Below are 14,753 nucleotides of genomic sequence, written 5' to 3' on the forward strand. Positions count from 1 at the left end.
GACGTATGCTGAAAAGCCTGTGTTTCGCGCTGGCGCTCGCCGGCGCCTCCGCCATCACCACGGCAGCGGAGGCGCCGAAGGGATCGCTGGTCATCATCGGCGGCGGCCTGCGCGCCGAGAATGCGGCGGTGTGGGAGAGAATCGTGGCCCTGGCAGGCGGCAAGGGCGCGCGCATCGCCGTGTTCCCGACGGCTGCCCAGAATCCGCAGTTCGAAGGCAGCAAGGCGGCGGAGAACCTGAACCGCCATGGGGCCCAGGCTTTCGTGGTGCCGCTTGCGCCGAAGCTCGCAGGCAGCGATGCGCGCAAGGCGGCCGATGACCCGGCGATCGCCGACGCGGTGCGCAGCGCCGGCGGCGCCTTCTTCACCGGCGGCGACCAGGCCCGCATCACCGGCTCGCTGCGCCGGCTTGATGGCAGCAACAGCGCGGTGCTCGATGCGCTGTGGTCGATGTACCGGCGCGGCGGCGTGATCGCCGGCACCAGCGCCGGCGCCGCGATCATGAGCAGCACCATGTTCTTCGATCCGCCGCTGGACGTGGTCCCGGTCCTCAAGCATGGGGTGGTGGACGGCAAGGACATCGCGCCGGGCCTGGGCTTTATCGGCGGCGACGTCTTCATCGACCAGCACCTCCTGGTGCGCGGCCGCTTCGCGCGCATGCTGCCGGTCATGCTGGCCAAGGGCTACAGGCTGGGACTGGGGATCGACGAGAACACCGCCGCCGTGGTCGGGCCGAATCGCGAGGTGACGGTGGTCGGCTACACCGGCGCGCTGGTGCTGGACCTTCACGAGGCCAGCAGCGACAAGGCCAAGCCCCTGTTCAACCTGTCGAACGCGCGGGTCAGCTACCTGGACAACGGCGACCGCTTCAACCTGGTCAGCCGCGGCTATACGCCGGGTCCGGGCAAGGAAGCGGTCGATAAGAGCCTGCGCGAGCACCGCGAGGCGCTGTTCTATACCGACATCCTGGGGAATACCTCGATCGTCAACCTGCTCGAGAAGCTGGTCGACAGCAACCTGGATCGGGCGACGGGACTGGCCTTCGAAGGGCCGGCCAGCCGCGCGCCGGAGCGTGGGTTCGAGTTCACGTTTACGCGGGTGCCGGACAGCCGCGAGTATGTGACCAACCGCGAGGATGCGTGGTCGATCTACCGGATCAGGATGGATGTAAGGCCGGTGCGGATGCAGCAGCCGCTTTATACGGCGGAGTAAAAAAAAGGGGCAGTGCCTGGCGGCGCTGCCCCTTTTTCATTAGTACCTCCAGCCTTTGAGTCGTCATTCCGGCGAAGGCCGGAATCCAATTTTTCGTACCTACCTTTAGCGTCACACGCTAACGAAATGCGTGGAAAATTGGGTACCGGCCTTTGCCGGTACGACGGTCTTCGGGCTGGTGGTCAGCGTCAGGCGACGCCGACTCCTCAAGCCTTCAACAGCGGCTTGAGGTACTTGCCGGTCACGCTAGCCTTGTTCTTCGCCACCTCTTCCGGCGTGCCGCTTGCCACGATCTGGCCGCCGCCCGCGCCGCCTTCCGGGCCCAGGTCGACGATCCAGTCCGCCGTCTTGATCACGTCGAGGTTGTGCTCGATGATCGCCAGGGTGTTGCCCTGGTCGCGCAGGCGGTGGATCACCTTCAGCAGCAGGTCGATGTCGGCGAAGTGCAGGCCGGTGGTCGGCTCGTCCAGGATGTACAGGGTGCGTCCGGTATCGCGCTTGGACAGTTCCAGCGACAGCTTGACGCGCTGCGCCTCGCCGCCCGACAGCGTGGTCGCGCTCTGGCCCAGCTTGATGTAGCCGAGGCCCACATCCAATAAGGTCTGGAGCTTGCGCGCGATGACCGGCACCGGCTTGAAGAACTCGTGCGCATCCTCGACCGTCATCTCCAGCACTTCGGTGATGTTCTTGCCCTTGTACTGCACTTCCAGGGTCTCGCGGTTGTAGCGCTTGCCGTGGCAGACGTCGCAAGGCACGTACACGTCCGGCAGGAAGTGCATCTCGACCTTGATCACGCCGTCGCCCTGGCAGGCTTCGCAGCGGCCGCCCTTGACGTTAAACGAGAAGCGGCCCGCCGAGTAGCCACGTTCCTTCGCGGTCGGCACGGTCGCGAACAGGTCGCGGATCGGGGTGAACAGACCGGTGTAGGTCGCCGGGTTCGAGCGCGGGGTACGGCCGATCGGGGCCTGGTCGACCGAGATCACCTTGTCGAAGTGCTCGAGGCCGTGGATGGTCTCGTGCTCCGCCGGCTCGGTCTGCGAACCGTACAGGTGGCGCGACAGGGCCGGGTACAGGGTGTCGTTGATCAGGGTCGACTTGCCCGAACCCGAGACGCCGGCGATGCAAGTCATCAGGCCAACCGGCAGCGTCAGCGTCACGTTCTTCAGGTTGTTGCCCTTGGCGCCGGTAATCACCAGCTGGCGTGCAGGATCGGCCTTGGTGCGCTTTTTCGGCACCGCGATCTTGCGGCGGCCGTCCAGGTACTGGGCCGTCACCGAGTGCTCGTTCTGCATGATTTCTTCGAGCGTGCCTTCGGCGATGATCTGGCCGCCATGCACGCCGGCGCCCGGACCCATGTCGACGATGTAGTCGGCGGTGCGGATCGCATCCTCGTCGTGCTCCACCACCAGCACGCTGTTGCCGATGTCGCGCAAATGTTTGAGCGTCGCGATCAGGCGGTCGTTGTCGCGCTGGTGCAGACCGATCGAGGGCTCGTCCAGCACGTACATCACGCCGGTCAGGCCGGAACCGATCTGCGAGGCCAGGCGGATACGCTGGGCTTCGCCGCCCGAGAGCGTGTCCGCGCTGCGGTCGAGCGACAGGTAATCAAGGCCGACGTTGTTCAGGAACTTCAGGCGCGCCGTGATCTCCTTGATCACGCGCTCGGCGATGTCCCTCTTGGCGCCGGTGAGTTCGAGCGTCTCGAAGAAGGCCAGCGTATCACGCAGCGGCTTGTCCGACACTTCGTAGATCGCGCGCTGCTGCTCGCCCTGGCCGATCTTGACGAAGCGCGCTTCGGTGCGCAGGCGCGCGCCTTCGCAGGCCGGGCACTTCTTCTCATTGATGAACTTCGCCAGTTCTTCCTTGACCGCCATCGAGTCGGTCTCGCGGTAGCGCCGCTGCAGGTTGTTGACCACACCTTCGAAGGTATGCTCGCGGATCACGGTGCGGCCACGCTCGTTCACATAGCTGAACGGGATCGCAGTCTTGCCGGAACCGTTCAGCACGGCCTCCTGCGCCGTCTTCGGCAGCGACTCGAACGGCTTGTCCAGGTCGAAGTCGTAGTAAGACGCCAGGCTTTGCAGCATCTGGTAGTAGAACTGGTTGCGGCGGTCCCAGCCCTTCACGGCGCCGGAAGCCAGCGACAGGTGCGGGAAGGCGACGATGCGCTTCGGATCGAAGAACTCGATGTGGCCGAGGCCATCGCATTCCTGGCAGGCGCCCATCGGGTTATTGAAGGAGAACAGGCGCGGCTCGAGCTCCTGCAGCGAGTAGCCGCAGACGTTACAGGCGAACTTGTTCGAGAAGACGGTTTCCCTTTCGGTGTCCATCTCGTAGGCCACGGCGCGGCCGTCGGCCAGGCGCAATGCGGTCTCGAAGCTCTCGGCCAGGCGCTGCTTGATCTCCGGATTCACCTTGACGCGGTCGATCACGACGTCGATCGTGTGCTTCTCGGTCTTCTTGAGCTTGGGCAGCTCGTCGATCTCGTGAATCTTGGCCGCGTTGACGCCGCTCGCGACGCGGAAGCGCACGAAGCCCTGGGCCTGCATGGCCTGGAACAGGTCGCCATGCTCGCCCTTGCGGTTGGCCACGACCGGCGCCAGGATCATCAGCTTGGTCCCTTCCGGCATGGCCAGGACGGCATCGACCATCTGCGACACGGTCTGGGCCGCCAGCGGCTCGTGCGGATGCTGCGGGCAGTAGGGCGTGCCGACGCGCGCGTACAGCAGGCGCAGGTAGTCGTGGATCTCGGTGACGGTGCCGACGGTCGAGCGCGGGTTGTGCGAGGTGGCTTTCTGTTCGATCGAGATCGCCGGCGACAGGCCTTCGATCAGGTCGACGTCCGGCTTTTCCATCAGCTGCAGGAACTGGCGCGCGTAGGCCGACAGCGACTCGACGTAGCGGCGCTGGCCTTCTGCGTACAGGGTATCGAACGCGAGCGAGGACTTGCCCGACCCGGACAGGCCCGTAATGACGATCAGCTTGTTACGCGGAAGGTCGAGGTTGATGTTCTTCAGGTTGTGCGTGCGAGCGCCGCGGATCCGAATTTCTTCCATTAAGTTTTTGAAGGCTTTCTGTAAGTTTGCGGGGCCGGCGCACAAAGTTTATCGCGGTGAGCGGGCCTGTCAGGGAGAACCCATTAGTGTAGCCGGTTTTTCGAAGTGCTGTACATGCATCCAGCACTTTTGTGCCGCTAGGACACACGAGGCGACGTGGGTGAAGTGAGGTATCTGATGCGTCCGGCCGCTAGTTCAATAGTTCAGTCGGCAATAATCGACACTTTTTTTAGGTTTTTTCCGAGTATCGCCGCGGGAGGCTTCATAGTAGAGTGTTGGCTTGGTGCAAGTTCTCGAGAACTTGCCAATCACTCACGCGAGACAAGCATGCAGATTTTTACCGAAGACGATTTCAGCGGTGTCCAGGAAGACCATCCCTGGGCCAAGCAATTCATGGTGATGGGCTACGCCAGCGGCGGCACCAGTACCATCCCGCACGGTTTCTTCCGCAACTGGCTGGACGAGGAACCGGAGGCCGGCACCTTCTACATCGGCCGCTGCTCGGGCTTCGGAGTGGGCTCGCTGGCCAAGTACGACGGCAACGCGCAAGGCCTGGCCGTCGGCCGCTTCGTGGCGGGCGGTCTGCGCCTGAAATTCCTGCTCAACGGCCAGCACGAGATGCGCACGATTTCCACCCACATGTTTTCGGTCGCCGGCATGGGCTTGATGAACGCGCCGCCGCCGCAGTATGGCGATTCCGTCATCAAGAACGACGTCTGGATCGGCGACGAGGCCATGATGCTGGGCGGCGGGATCATCGAGAACGGCTGCGTCATCGGCGCGCGCTCGGTATTGCCGCCCAACTTCCGCTCGGAACCCTACGGCATCTACGCCGGTGCGCCGGCCAAGCTGATCCGTTTCCGCTTCTCCGAAGCGGTGCGGGCCGCCCTGGTCGACCTGGCCTGGTGGGACATGCCGCTGACCTGGATCCGCGACAACAACGCCGCCTTCCTGCAAGACATGACCGAGGACGATGACCGGGCCCTCGCCATTATCGCCAACCTGAAGGCCAGCCGCGAGGCCTATGAAGCCATGCACGGAAAGCAGACCTGATTCGGGTATGGACCTGCTCTTTTGACCCGGATCATTGCGCCGGCAAGACGCAAAAAAGCACTTTCGATTCCTGCTCGTCGGCCCCATAATAGTTAGTTGCAGCACCACGTTCCCTGACGCTTAGTCATGTGCAGAGTCAGGGCTCTACAAAACTCAATGGAGTATCAAAATGGCATCAGTTAACAAGGTCATTATCGTCGGCAACCTGGGCCGCGATCCGGAAATCCGCTACATGCCGAGCGGCGACGCCATCGCGAACATCGCGGTCGCCACCTCGTACAAGTCGAAGGACCGCCAGACCGGCGAACAGAAAGAACTGACCGAATGGCACCGCATCTCGTTCTTCGGCCGCCTGGCCGAGATCGTGGGCCAGTACCTCAAGAAGGGCTCCTCGGTCTACGTCGAAGGCCGCCTGCAGACCCGCAAGTACACCGACAAGGACGGCATCGAGCGCTACGCGACCGACATCATCGCTGAAAACATGCAGATGCTGGGCGGCCGCCAAGGCATGGGCGGCGACGCCGGCATGGGTGGCGGCATGGATGACGGCGGTGGCTACGAGCCGCAGCAGCGTCCGGCCCCGCGCCAGGCGCCGCCGGCACCGGCAGCCCGTCCGCAGCCGCAGCGTCCGGCGCCGAACTTCTCGGACATGGATGACGACATCCCGTTCTGATCAAACGACGCTTCGGTAGAAACGAAAACGGATGGGCCTTTGGGCTCATCCGTTTTTTTATTCGGCTTCAGGCCGCGAAGCCGCCGTCGATCAGCAGGTCGGCGCCGGTGACGAAGGCCGCTTCCGGACTGGCCAGGTAGGCCACCATGCCGGCGATCTCGTCGACGTGACCGTGGCGCGGCACTGCCATCAGGCCATGCAGGAAGCTGGCGAACTCGCCTTCGGCCGGGTTCATGTCGGTGTCCACCGGGCCCGGCTGGACGTTATTGACCGTGATGTTGCGGGGGCCGAGGTCGCGCGCCAGGCCCTTGGCCAGGCCGGTCAGGGCCGACTTGCTCATCGCGTAGGCGGCGCCGCCGGTGAAGGGCATGCGCAAGGCGTTGGTGCTGCTGATGTTGATGATCCGGCCGCCGTCACGCATGTGGGCCGCCGCTGCTTTTGCCGCGACGAACACGGCGCGCACGTTGACGGCCAGGGTGCGGTCGAAGTCTTCGAGCGAGAATTCGTCCACCGGCCCGAGCAGCAGGACGCCGGCGTTGTTGACCAGGATGTCGAGCCGGCCGAAACGTGCCGCCGCATCGTCGATGGCTTTGGTCAGCGCCACCGGATCGGCGGCATCGGCCTGCACCGCGATAGCCTTGCCGCCGCCGGTTTCGATGCGGTCGACGAGGGCCAGCGCCGCGGCGCTGGAGGCCGCATAGCCGATCACGACCTGCGCGCCTTCGCTGGCGAGGCGCTGAGCGATCGCTGCGCCGATGCCGCGCGAACCGCCGCTGATGAATGCCACTTTTCCTTCGAGCCTGGTGTTCATGATGTTTCCTTTCTTGGGTTGATGGAAGCCAGTATCGGCCAAGGGAATCGATAGCGGTAGTAGCAACCCAGGCATAACATTTTCAACCCGTGGTATAAGACGAGACATGCAAAATGAACTCGCCATCCACCTGGACGCCTTCATCGCGTCCGTTGAAGAAGCCGGTTTCTCGGCGGCGGCGCGCCGCCTGGGCGTGACGCCGGCCGCGGTCAGCAAGAGCGTGGCGCGTCTGGAAGCCGGGCTGGGCGTGCGCCTGTTCCAGCGCAGCACGCGCAGCCTGAGCATGACGGCGGAAGGCGAGCTGCTGTACCGCCAGGTGGGCCTGCCCTGGCGCGACATCGCCGACGCCTTCGGCGAGCTGCGCCAGGGCGCTGGCAAGCCGGCGGGGAACCTCAAGATTTCGATGGCGCCTGCGGTTGGGCGGATGTACTTCGTGCCGCTGCTGGAAGACTTCCTGGCGCAGTACCCGGACATCGTGCCCGACGTCTGGTTCGAGAACCGACAGGTCGATCTCGTGGCGGAAGGCTTCGACGTCGCCATTGGCGGCGGCATCGAGCTGACCGAAGGCCTGGTGGCGCGCGAGCTGTCGCAGGTACGGATCGTGCCGGTGGCCTCGCCCGCCTATCTCGAACGCCAGGGCACGCCGCAAGACCCATCCGCGCTGGCCGGCCACCGCGGCCTGCTGCGGCGCTCGATCGTATCGCGCCGGCTGGTCAGCTGGGAACTGCAGAGCGACAGCGGAGAACAAGTGGTGGCCGAGATCCGTCCAGCCGCCGTGTTCGACGACCCGGAAGCGATGGCGCGCGCCGCGGCCTGTGGGATCGGGATTGCGCTGCTGCCGCTACCGCACGCGCTGCCGCTGCTGGAGCGCGGTGAACTGGTGCGCATCCTGCCTCGCTGGCATGCGACGACCCGGCCCCTGTTCATCTATTACGCAAGCCGCAAGCTGGTGCCGGCCAAGGTCCGCGTCTTCGTCGAGTATGTGGTCGACCAGTTCCGGGCGCGCGGCATTGCCGGCCGCTTCACGAGCGGATGAGCGCCTAGGCTTCGCCGGGCGGCTTGCCCTCGGTCTCCTCGACGATGCCGTATACTCCGCCAAGCGTCACCCCGGAATCGCGCTTGCGTGCCCGCAGGTCGCGGTAGACGGCGGCGCGCATGATCGTCATCGACACCACCGGCGCCGTCATCAGGATAAAGACCGCGATGATGATCTCGTGGATGACCGGGCGCGATTGCGCCGCCGTGAAATAGACCATCGAGGCCAGCAGCAGGCAGCCGGCGCCGAGCGTCACCGTGAGCGCGGGGCCATGGATGCGCTGGTAGAAGGTGGGCAGGCGCAGCAGGCCAAGTGCGCCGATCAGGACGATGCTCGCGCCCAGCACCAGCAGTACCGCCACGGGAAGTGCGGCCCAGGCAGGCAAGTATTCGATGCCGCTCATTCGATAATCTCCCCGCGCATCAGGAACTTCGCCATCGCCACCGTCGACACGAAGCCGACCAGCGCGATCAGGATCGCCACCTCAAAGTAGACCTGGGTGCCGAAGCGGATGCCCAGCACCAGGGCCAGCAGCATGCCGGACATCCACAGCGTGTCCAGGGCCAGCACGCGGTCGTGCGCCGACGGGCCGATCAGCAGGCGCAGCGCGCAGAAGCCCATCGCCACCAGCACGCACACCATGGCGTAGCCGATCGCCAGTTCAAGCAGGGTTTGCATGGTCATTCTCCGATTCGAATATCTGGATGAGCGGCGCTTCGTAGCGGCCCTTGATGGTGTCGATCCACCACTGCTGGTCGTGCAGGTCGAACACGTGCAGCGACAGCTCATGGTGCTCCGGCAGGATCTCCACCCACACCGTCCCCGGCGTCATGTTGATCAGGCAGGACAGCATCGCCAGCCCGTAGGGATCGCGGATCGTGAGCGGCACCCGGATGAACTGCGCATTCACCGTTTTGTAGTCGCGCAGCAGGATGATGCGCGACACGTTGAAGCAGGAGTGCACGATCTCCACCAGGGCCATGCCCATCAGGCGCAGGAACACCAGCGGCGCGCGCAGGCGCGGATAGCCGAAGGGCTGCAGGCGGCGGCTCAAGAGAGGCACCGCGATGCCCAACGCCACGCCGAACAGCAGGTTGGCCGGATCCAGCGTCTGGTTCAGCAGCAGCCACAGCGCGCATAGCGACAGCGACACGATCGGGTAGGGCAGCCAGGGCGTCATGGCGTCTCCGGACCAGGTACGGGCGGCGTGCCCAGCACCTTGTCGAGGTAGAGGGCGGGATGGTGCAGGTCAGCGCTGGCTCGCCCCAGGTAGTCGAGCACCGGCTGCGCCTGCACCGTCAGCAGCACCGACGCCAGCAGCAGCGCCGCCACCGGCAGCGCCTCGGCCGCGTGCAGGCGCGGCGGGCCGACCGTCTCCGCGGCCCAGAAGGTGCGCACGCCGAAGCGCATCAGCGACACGATGGCGACCAGGCCGGAGCCGATCACCAGCGCCATCAAGGTCCAGCCGCGCGCCCCGATCGGGGGCAGGCCAGGCCCCGGATTGACCAGCGCATGGAACATGCCGAACTTGGCGACGAAACCCGACAGCGGCGGCAGGCCCGCGATGATCAGGGCGCAGGCGGCAAAGGCCAGCGACAGGAAGGCCATCGCGGCCGGCACGCCGCGGCCTTTCGGCTCGGCCGGCATGTCCTCGACCGCGTAGGCTTCCATGGTCAGCGCCAGCATCGCCGCGCCGGGCGTGCGGATGCGGTCGACCAGCTCGATCAGCAGCACGAAGGCGGCGATCGCGATGGTGGAGGCCAGGTAGTAATACAGGCCGGCGGTGACCAGGGGCGCCTGGCCATAGCCGATCACGGCCAGCAGCGTGCCGGACGAGACGATCGCGGCATAGCCGGCCATGCGCCCGACCCCGTCGGTGGCCAGCATGCCCGCCGCGCCGAACACGATGGTCGCCATGCCGCCCCACAGCAGGGCGTCATAGCCGAAGCGCGCCGCCTCGCCGGCGCCTTCCGGGAACACCAGCAGCCAGATGCGCAGCACGACGTAGGCGCCAACCTTGGTCATCAGCACCAGCATCGCGGCCACCGGCGGCGAGGCGGCGTCGTAGGTGGTGGGCAGCCAGAAGCCGAGCGGCCACATGGCTGCCTTGGCCAGGAAGGCCAGGGCCAGCACCGAGACGCCCACCTTGAGCAGGCCGAGGGCGTGCGGCGCCAGCGTATTGATCCTTCCCGCCAGGTCGGCCATGTTGAGGGTGCCGGTGGTGGCGTAGATGAGCGCGACGCCGATCAGGAACAACAGGGCCGCGACCAGGTTGACGGCGATGTACTGCATGCTGGCGCGCAGGCGCGCCACGTTGTAGCCGTGCAGGACCAGGCCATACGAGGCGGCCAGCATCACCTCGAAGAACACGAACAGGTTGAACAGGTCGTGGGTCAGGAAGGCGCCGTTGATCCCCATGAGCAGGAACTGGAACAGCGAATGGAAGTGCACCCCGATCCGGCTCCAGCGCGGCTGCGCGTAGTGCAGGGCGGCCAGGGCCAGCAGCGCGGTGAGCACCAGCATGATGCTCGACAAGCGGTCGGCCACCAGCGCGATGCCGAAGGGCGCGGCCCAGTTGGCGGCGAAGTAGGGCTGCACGCCGCCCGGCCAGCGGTTGTCGGTGAACAGCACGAGCGCCAGCGCGGTGGCCATCAGGCCGAGCACCGAGGCATAGCTGGCCGCGAACTTGAGGCGGTGCCGGCCTTCGGTCAGCGGCACCAGCAGCGCGCCGCACAGCAGCGGCAGCAGCACCGGCACGATCACCAGGTGGCGAGTCCAGTCCAGGCTCATGCCTCGGGCTCCTCGCCGTCGATGTGGTCGGTACCGGTCAGGCCGCGCGCACCGATCATCACCACCAGGTACAGGGCCGTGGTGGCGAAGCCGATCACGATGGCGGTCAGCACCAGCGCCTGCGGCACCGGGTCGGCCAGCAGTACCGGGTCGGGTGTGCTGCCGGCGGGCGTGAACGGCGGCTGGTCCACGGTGAGGCGTCCCATCGCGAAGATGAACAGGTTGACGGCGTAGGACATCAGCATCAGGCCGGTGAGCACCTGGAAGCTGCGCGGACGCAGCAGCAGCCAGATGCCGGAGCCGAACACGATGCCGATGGCGAGCGACAGCACGGTTTCCATTACCGGATCTCCTTGGGTGGCGGCATGGCGGCCAGTGCGGCGCTGCGGCTGGTCCCGGGCGGCGTGCGCCGGCTGCGCAGCGACTGGTGCGCCAGCGCCACCAGGATCAGCATGGTGGTGCCGACCACCACCAGGAACACGCCGAGGTCGAACACGAAGGCGGAAGGAATGTGCAGCTCGCCCAGCAGCGGCAGCGTGAGGTGCGCGGTGTGGCTGGTCAGGAAGGGATAGCCGAGCAGCCAGGCGCCGATGCCGGTGCCGCAGGCGGTGGCCAGGCCCCAGCCGATCCAGCGGTGCGGCCGCAGGCGCAGGTGCGATTCGACCCAGTCGGTGCCGGCCACCATGTATTGCACGATCAGGGAGGTGGCGAAGATCAGGCCGGCTACAAAGCCGCCACCCGGCAGGTTATGCCCGCGCATGAAGAAGTACACTGCGACCACCCCCATCACCGGGAGCAGGAAGCGCAGGTAGACCGCCTGCACCATCAGGTAGCCGTCGCGCGCCTGCTGGGCGGGCTTCTGGCCCACGGCCGGGTCGACGTCGTTGGCCTGCTGGACGGGAATCGCGATACTCTCGGGCGCCGGGCGGAAGCGGCGCAGCAGGGCATACACCGTCAGCGCCACCGCCGACAGCACGGTGATCTCGCCCATGGTGTCGAAGCCGCGGAAGTCGACCAGCAGCACGTTGACCACGTTGGCGCCACCGCCCTCCGGCAGGGCGCGCAGCACGAAGAAGTCGCGCAGGGCGGCGCTGGCGCCTTCCTGCGGCGAGGTGAGAACCGCGTAGCTTGCCGCCGCCAGCCCCAGGCCGCCAGCGAGCGCCACCAGCAGGTCGCGCGAGCGGCGCAGCCAGGAGCCTGGCGGGACGCGCCCCTTCAGGTGGGCAGGCTGGAAGCGCGGCGGCAGCCAGCGCAGGCCGAGCAGGATCAGCACCGTGGTCACCGTCTCGACCATCAGCTGGGTGAGCGCCAGGTCCGGCGCCGACAGCCACAGGAAGGTGACGCTGGTGGCCAGGCCGGTGCCGCCGACCAGCGCCAGCGCCGCCAGCCGGTGGTATTTCGCCTTCCAGGCCGCGGCCACGGCGCAGCCGGCGCCGATCAGCCACAGGAGCGCGAACAGCGGGTCGGCATTGGCCGGGTCGGGCATGACGAAATCCAGCACCGGCTGCGCCAGCAGCAGCGGCACCGCGGCCATCGCCGCCGTCAAGACCAGCAGCTGCGGCTGCAGGCGCCGGGTGCCGGCCACCCGCAGCAGCCAGGCCGCGCCCTGCGACAGGCCGAGCATGATGTTCTCGTAGAGCTGGGCGCCTTTCACGCGGTGCAATACCGGCACGCGCTCGCGCTGCGCCAGCTCGAAGCGGTTGCGCAGGATGAGGTAGGCGACCACGCCCCCAGCCAGCGCCATGGCGCTCATCAGGAGCGGCAGGTTCACGCCATGCCAGATGGCCAGGCTGTACTCTGGCAGGGTGGGGCCGAGCACCGAGCCCGCCGCCACCGCCAGCACGTCGCCCACCACGCGCTCGGGCAGCATGCCAACCGCGATGCACAGCAGGACCAGGCACTCGATCGGCACCCGCATCCAGCGCGGCGGCTCGTGCGGCTCTTCCGGCAGGTCGCGCTCCAGCGGGCCGAAGAACACGCTGATGAAGCGCAGCGAGTAGATCACGCTGAACAGGCCCATCAGCCCGGCCGCCACCGACATCCACCAGTTGTCGCTGCCGCCGACGATCATGGTCTCGGCGAAGAACATCTCCTTGGACAGGAAGCCGTTCATCAGCGGCACCCCGGCCATCGCCGCGCTGGCCACGATCGCCAGCGCCGCCGTGTGCGGCATGGCCCGTCTCAACCCGCGCAGCCGGCGCATGTCGCGCGTGCCGGTCTCGTGGTCGACGATGCCGACCGCCATGAACAGCGAAGCCTTGAACACCGCGTGGTTCATGGTGTGGAAGATGGCCGCCACCACCGACAGCGGCGTGCCGATGCTCAGCAGGACGGTGATCAGGCCGAGGTGGCTGATGGTCGAATAGGCCAGCAGGCCCTTCATGTCGTACTGGAAGATCGCGAAGAAGGAACCCAGCAGCAGGGTAGCCACGCCGGCGCTGCCCAGGATCCAGAACCATTCCTCGGAGCCGGCCAGCGCCGCCCACAGGCGCATCAGGAGGAATACGCCGGCCTTGACCATGGTCGCCGAGTGCAGGAAGGCGGAGACCGGTGTCGGCGCCGCCATCGCATGCGGCAGCCAGAAGTGGAAGGGGAATTGCGCGCTCTTGGTCAGGGCTCCCAGCAGTACCAGCACCAGGGCCGGCACGTACCAGTCGTGGGCGCGGATCCGGTTCCCGGCCGCCAGCACGGTCTCCAGCTCGTAGCTGCCGGCGATGTGGCCGAGCAGGAGCACGCCGGCCAGCAGGCACAGGCCACCGATGGTGGTGACGGTAAAGGCCATGCGGGCGCCGCGGCGCGCGTCGTTACGCTCCTGCCAGTAGCCGATCAGGAGGAAAGAGGTGACGCTGGTGAGCTCCCAGAACACCACCAGCTGGATCAGGTTCCCCGACAGGACCACGCCCAGCATCGCCCCCATGAAGGCCATCATGTAGGAATAGAAGCGCGCCACCGGATCGCGCCGCGACATGTAGTAGCGCGCGTAGAGCAGCACCAGCGCGCCGATCCCCAACACCATCACGCTGAAGAGCCATGCCAGGCCGTCCATGCGCAGCGTGATGTCGAGCCCATAGGACGGGAGCCAGGCGTAGCGCTCCAGCGGCACGGCGCCGCCGGCGATGAAGTCGAAACGGGAAACGGCCAGCAGCAGGGCCATCAGGGTGGCGATGCCGGCGACGGCCGCGGGCCGGTCGCGCGAGTCGCCGGGCATGCAGGCCGCGATGAAGGAAGCGGCGAAGGGAAGCAGGAGCAGTATCAGCAGCATCGCAGTCAGCTCCCCGGCGCTCGCTCAGCCATCGTCGCCACCTTCCGCGCGCGGCACCTGCAGGGAGCAGGTGCCGCAGAAGGTCTTGTTATGCGCGCACAGTCCGGTCCCCGGCAGCGAGCGCTGGGACGGCAGCGGCGACGAGACCCGGATTGTGCTGTCGTTCACGCGAATCTCCATGCGGGCGCAGATGGCAAATATGCCTACTGTACTGTTTTTGCATGGATTACGGCAACGCGTTACCTCAGGCACACCTCACGGTCATGCCGGCAACAAAGGAGTTCAGGCCGTGACCGCCAGCGTCGGCGCTGCCTCTTCCGACAGGCCGTAGGCTGCGTTCAGCTCGGACGACTGGTCGCGGTTTGCGGCCTTGGACTCCGACTGCTGCTCCAGCTTCTTCTCGTAGGCGATGCGTTCCTGGTCGCTGACCTTCTTGTCCGAGTTGGTGTCGGCTTCGGCGATGTAGTCGGCAGACGTGGTCTCGCTCGTCGCCGCTGCGCCTCCGCCACCGGCGGGCGCCGCGCCGCGTGCCGGCGCGGCGGAGGCGGTTACCGTGTCCTCCGTGTCCTCCGTGCCGCTTTCCGCTCCCTCGGGCGCCGGTGGTGCTTCCTCGATGGCGCGCTGCACCCGCGAGGCATCCGCCTGTGCCTGCAGCTCGTCGCCGACCCGCGCCGTGGCGCTGGACAGGGCGCTCTGCGTTTCGGCGCCGTTCTCCGTTGCCGCGCTGTCGCTGGCGACGGCCTGCGCGGGTACGGTGGTGTCCTCGGGGCGGGGCTTAGCCGCCTGTGCTTGCGTAGTTGGCGCCAGGGTGGCGCTGCCGATGCTCGTTACCATATCAATCCTTGCGTGAACGTCTTCCCC

At 66.6% G+C, this 14,753-nt stretch carries 14 protein-coding genes; 4 read left to right on the forward strand and 10 right to left on the reverse strand.

Annotated features, from left to right (window positions below; all coding sequences use genetic code 11):
* Positions 1–5 precede the first annotated feature (5 nt).
* Positions 6–1,211, forward strand: a complete 1,206-nt coding sequence (locus GV068_RS16235) for a cyanophycinase (protein WP_159699935.1) — start codon at positions 6–8, stop codon at positions 1,209–1,211.
* A 206-nt stretch (positions 1,212–1,417) separates the two neighbouring features.
* Here GV068_RS16235 and uvrA read toward each other — a convergent pair whose 3' ends face one another.
* Positions 1,418–4,267 carry an excinuclease ABC subunit UvrA gene (gene uvrA, locus GV068_RS16240; RefSeq protein WP_159699938.1) on the reverse strand — a complete coding sequence of 950 codons (2,850 nt, stop codon included), beginning with the start codon at positions 4,265–4,267 and terminating at the stop codon, positions 1,418–1,420.
* 327 nt (positions 4,268–4,594) lie between these two features.
* Here uvrA and GV068_RS16245 point away from each other — a divergent pair, with 327 nt between their 5' ends.
* Both GV068_RS16245 and ssb read left to right on the forward strand, forming a co-directional pair.
* Positions 4,595–5,320 (forward strand): acetyltransferase, encoded by a 726-nt coding sequence (locus GV068_RS16245; RefSeq protein WP_159699941.1) that lies wholly within the window; start codon positions 4,595–4,597, stop codon positions 5,318–5,320.
* Between the two features lie 169 nt (positions 5,321–5,489).
* The gene (gene ssb / locus GV068_RS16250; protein ID WP_159699944.1) at positions 5,490–5,993 is read left to right on the forward strand and encodes a single-stranded DNA-binding protein; all 504 of its coding nucleotides are present in this window, start codon (positions 5,490–5,492) and stop codon (positions 5,991–5,993) included.
* A 67-nt stretch (positions 5,994–6,060) separates the two neighbouring features.
* On the opposite strand, the gene GV068_RS16255 is transcribed toward ssb, so the two are convergent.
* Positions 6,061–6,804, reverse strand: a complete 744-nt coding sequence (locus GV068_RS16255; RefSeq protein ID WP_159699947.1) for an SDR family oxidoreductase — start codon at positions 6,802–6,804, stop codon at positions 6,061–6,063.
* A gap of 106 nt (positions 6,805–6,910) precedes the next feature.
* Between GV068_RS16255 and GV068_RS16260 the strand changes: the two genes are divergently transcribed.
* Positions 6,911–7,840, forward strand: a complete 930-nt coding sequence (locus GV068_RS16260; RefSeq protein WP_159699950.1) for a LysR family transcriptional regulator — start codon at positions 6,911–6,913, stop codon at positions 7,838–7,840.
* A 4-nt stretch (positions 7,841–7,844) separates the two neighbouring features.
* Here GV068_RS16260 and mnhG read toward each other — a convergent pair whose 3' ends face one another.
* The 8 genes from mnhG to GV068_RS16300 all read right to left on the reverse strand — a co-directional run bounded on the left by mnhG (position 7,845) and on the right by GV068_RS16300 (position 14,726).
* Positions 7,845–8,243: a monovalent cation/H(+) antiporter subunit G gene (gene mnhG, locus GV068_RS16265; RefSeq protein ID WP_159699953.1), complete on the reverse strand. Its 399-nt coding sequence runs from the start codon at positions 8,241–8,243 to the stop codon at positions 7,845–7,847.
* Positions 8,240–8,518, reverse strand: coding sequence for a K+/H+ antiporter subunit F (locus tag GV068_RS16270; protein WP_159699956.1), 279 nt, complete (start codon positions 8,516–8,518; stop codon positions 8,240–8,242). Before GV068_RS16270 ends, mnhG begins: the two co-directional genes overlap by 4 nt.
* Positions 8,502–9,020 carry a Na+/H+ antiporter subunit E gene (locus tag GV068_RS16275; protein WP_159699959.1) on the reverse strand — a complete coding sequence of 173 codons (519 nt, stop codon included), beginning with the start codon at positions 9,018–9,020 and terminating at the stop codon, positions 8,502–8,504. The genes GV068_RS16270 and GV068_RS16275 overlap by 17 nt, the downstream gene beginning before the upstream one ends.
* Positions 9,017–10,630, reverse strand: coding sequence for a monovalent cation/H+ antiporter subunit D (locus GV068_RS16280; RefSeq protein WP_159699962.1), 1,614 nt, complete (start codon positions 10,628–10,630; stop codon positions 9,017–9,019). Before GV068_RS16280 ends, GV068_RS16275 begins: the two co-directional genes overlap by 4 nt.
* Positions 10,627–10,971 carry a Na+/H+ antiporter subunit C gene (locus tag GV068_RS16285; protein WP_159699965.1) on the reverse strand — a complete coding sequence of 115 codons (345 nt, stop codon included), beginning with the start codon at positions 10,969–10,971 and terminating at the stop codon, positions 10,627–10,629. Before GV068_RS16285 ends, GV068_RS16280 begins: the two co-directional genes overlap by 4 nt.
* Positions 10,971–13,892, reverse strand: coding sequence for a monovalent cation/H+ antiporter subunit A (locus GV068_RS16290; RefSeq protein WP_159699968.1), 2,922 nt, complete (start codon positions 13,890–13,892; stop codon positions 10,971–10,973). The genes GV068_RS16285 and GV068_RS16290 overlap by 1 nt, the downstream gene beginning before the upstream one ends.
* A 24-nt stretch (positions 13,893–13,916) precedes the next feature.
* On the reverse strand, positions 13,917–14,060 hold the full coding sequence (locus tag GV068_RS16295; RefSeq protein ID WP_159699970.1) for a hypothetical protein: 144 nt from the start codon (positions 14,058–14,060) through the stop codon (positions 13,917–13,919).
* A 114-nt stretch (positions 14,061–14,174) separates the two neighbouring features.
* Positions 14,175–14,726, reverse strand: a complete 552-nt coding sequence (locus GV068_RS16300; protein WP_159699973.1) for a hypothetical protein — start codon at positions 14,724–14,726, stop codon at positions 14,175–14,177.
* Positions 14,727–14,753: the final 27 nt, after the last annotated feature.

The sequence above is a fragment of the Massilia sp. 9I genome, assembly GCF_902506415.1.
Taxonomy (GTDB): domain Bacteria; phylum Pseudomonadota; class Gammaproteobacteria; order Burkholderiales; family Burkholderiaceae_D; genus Telluria.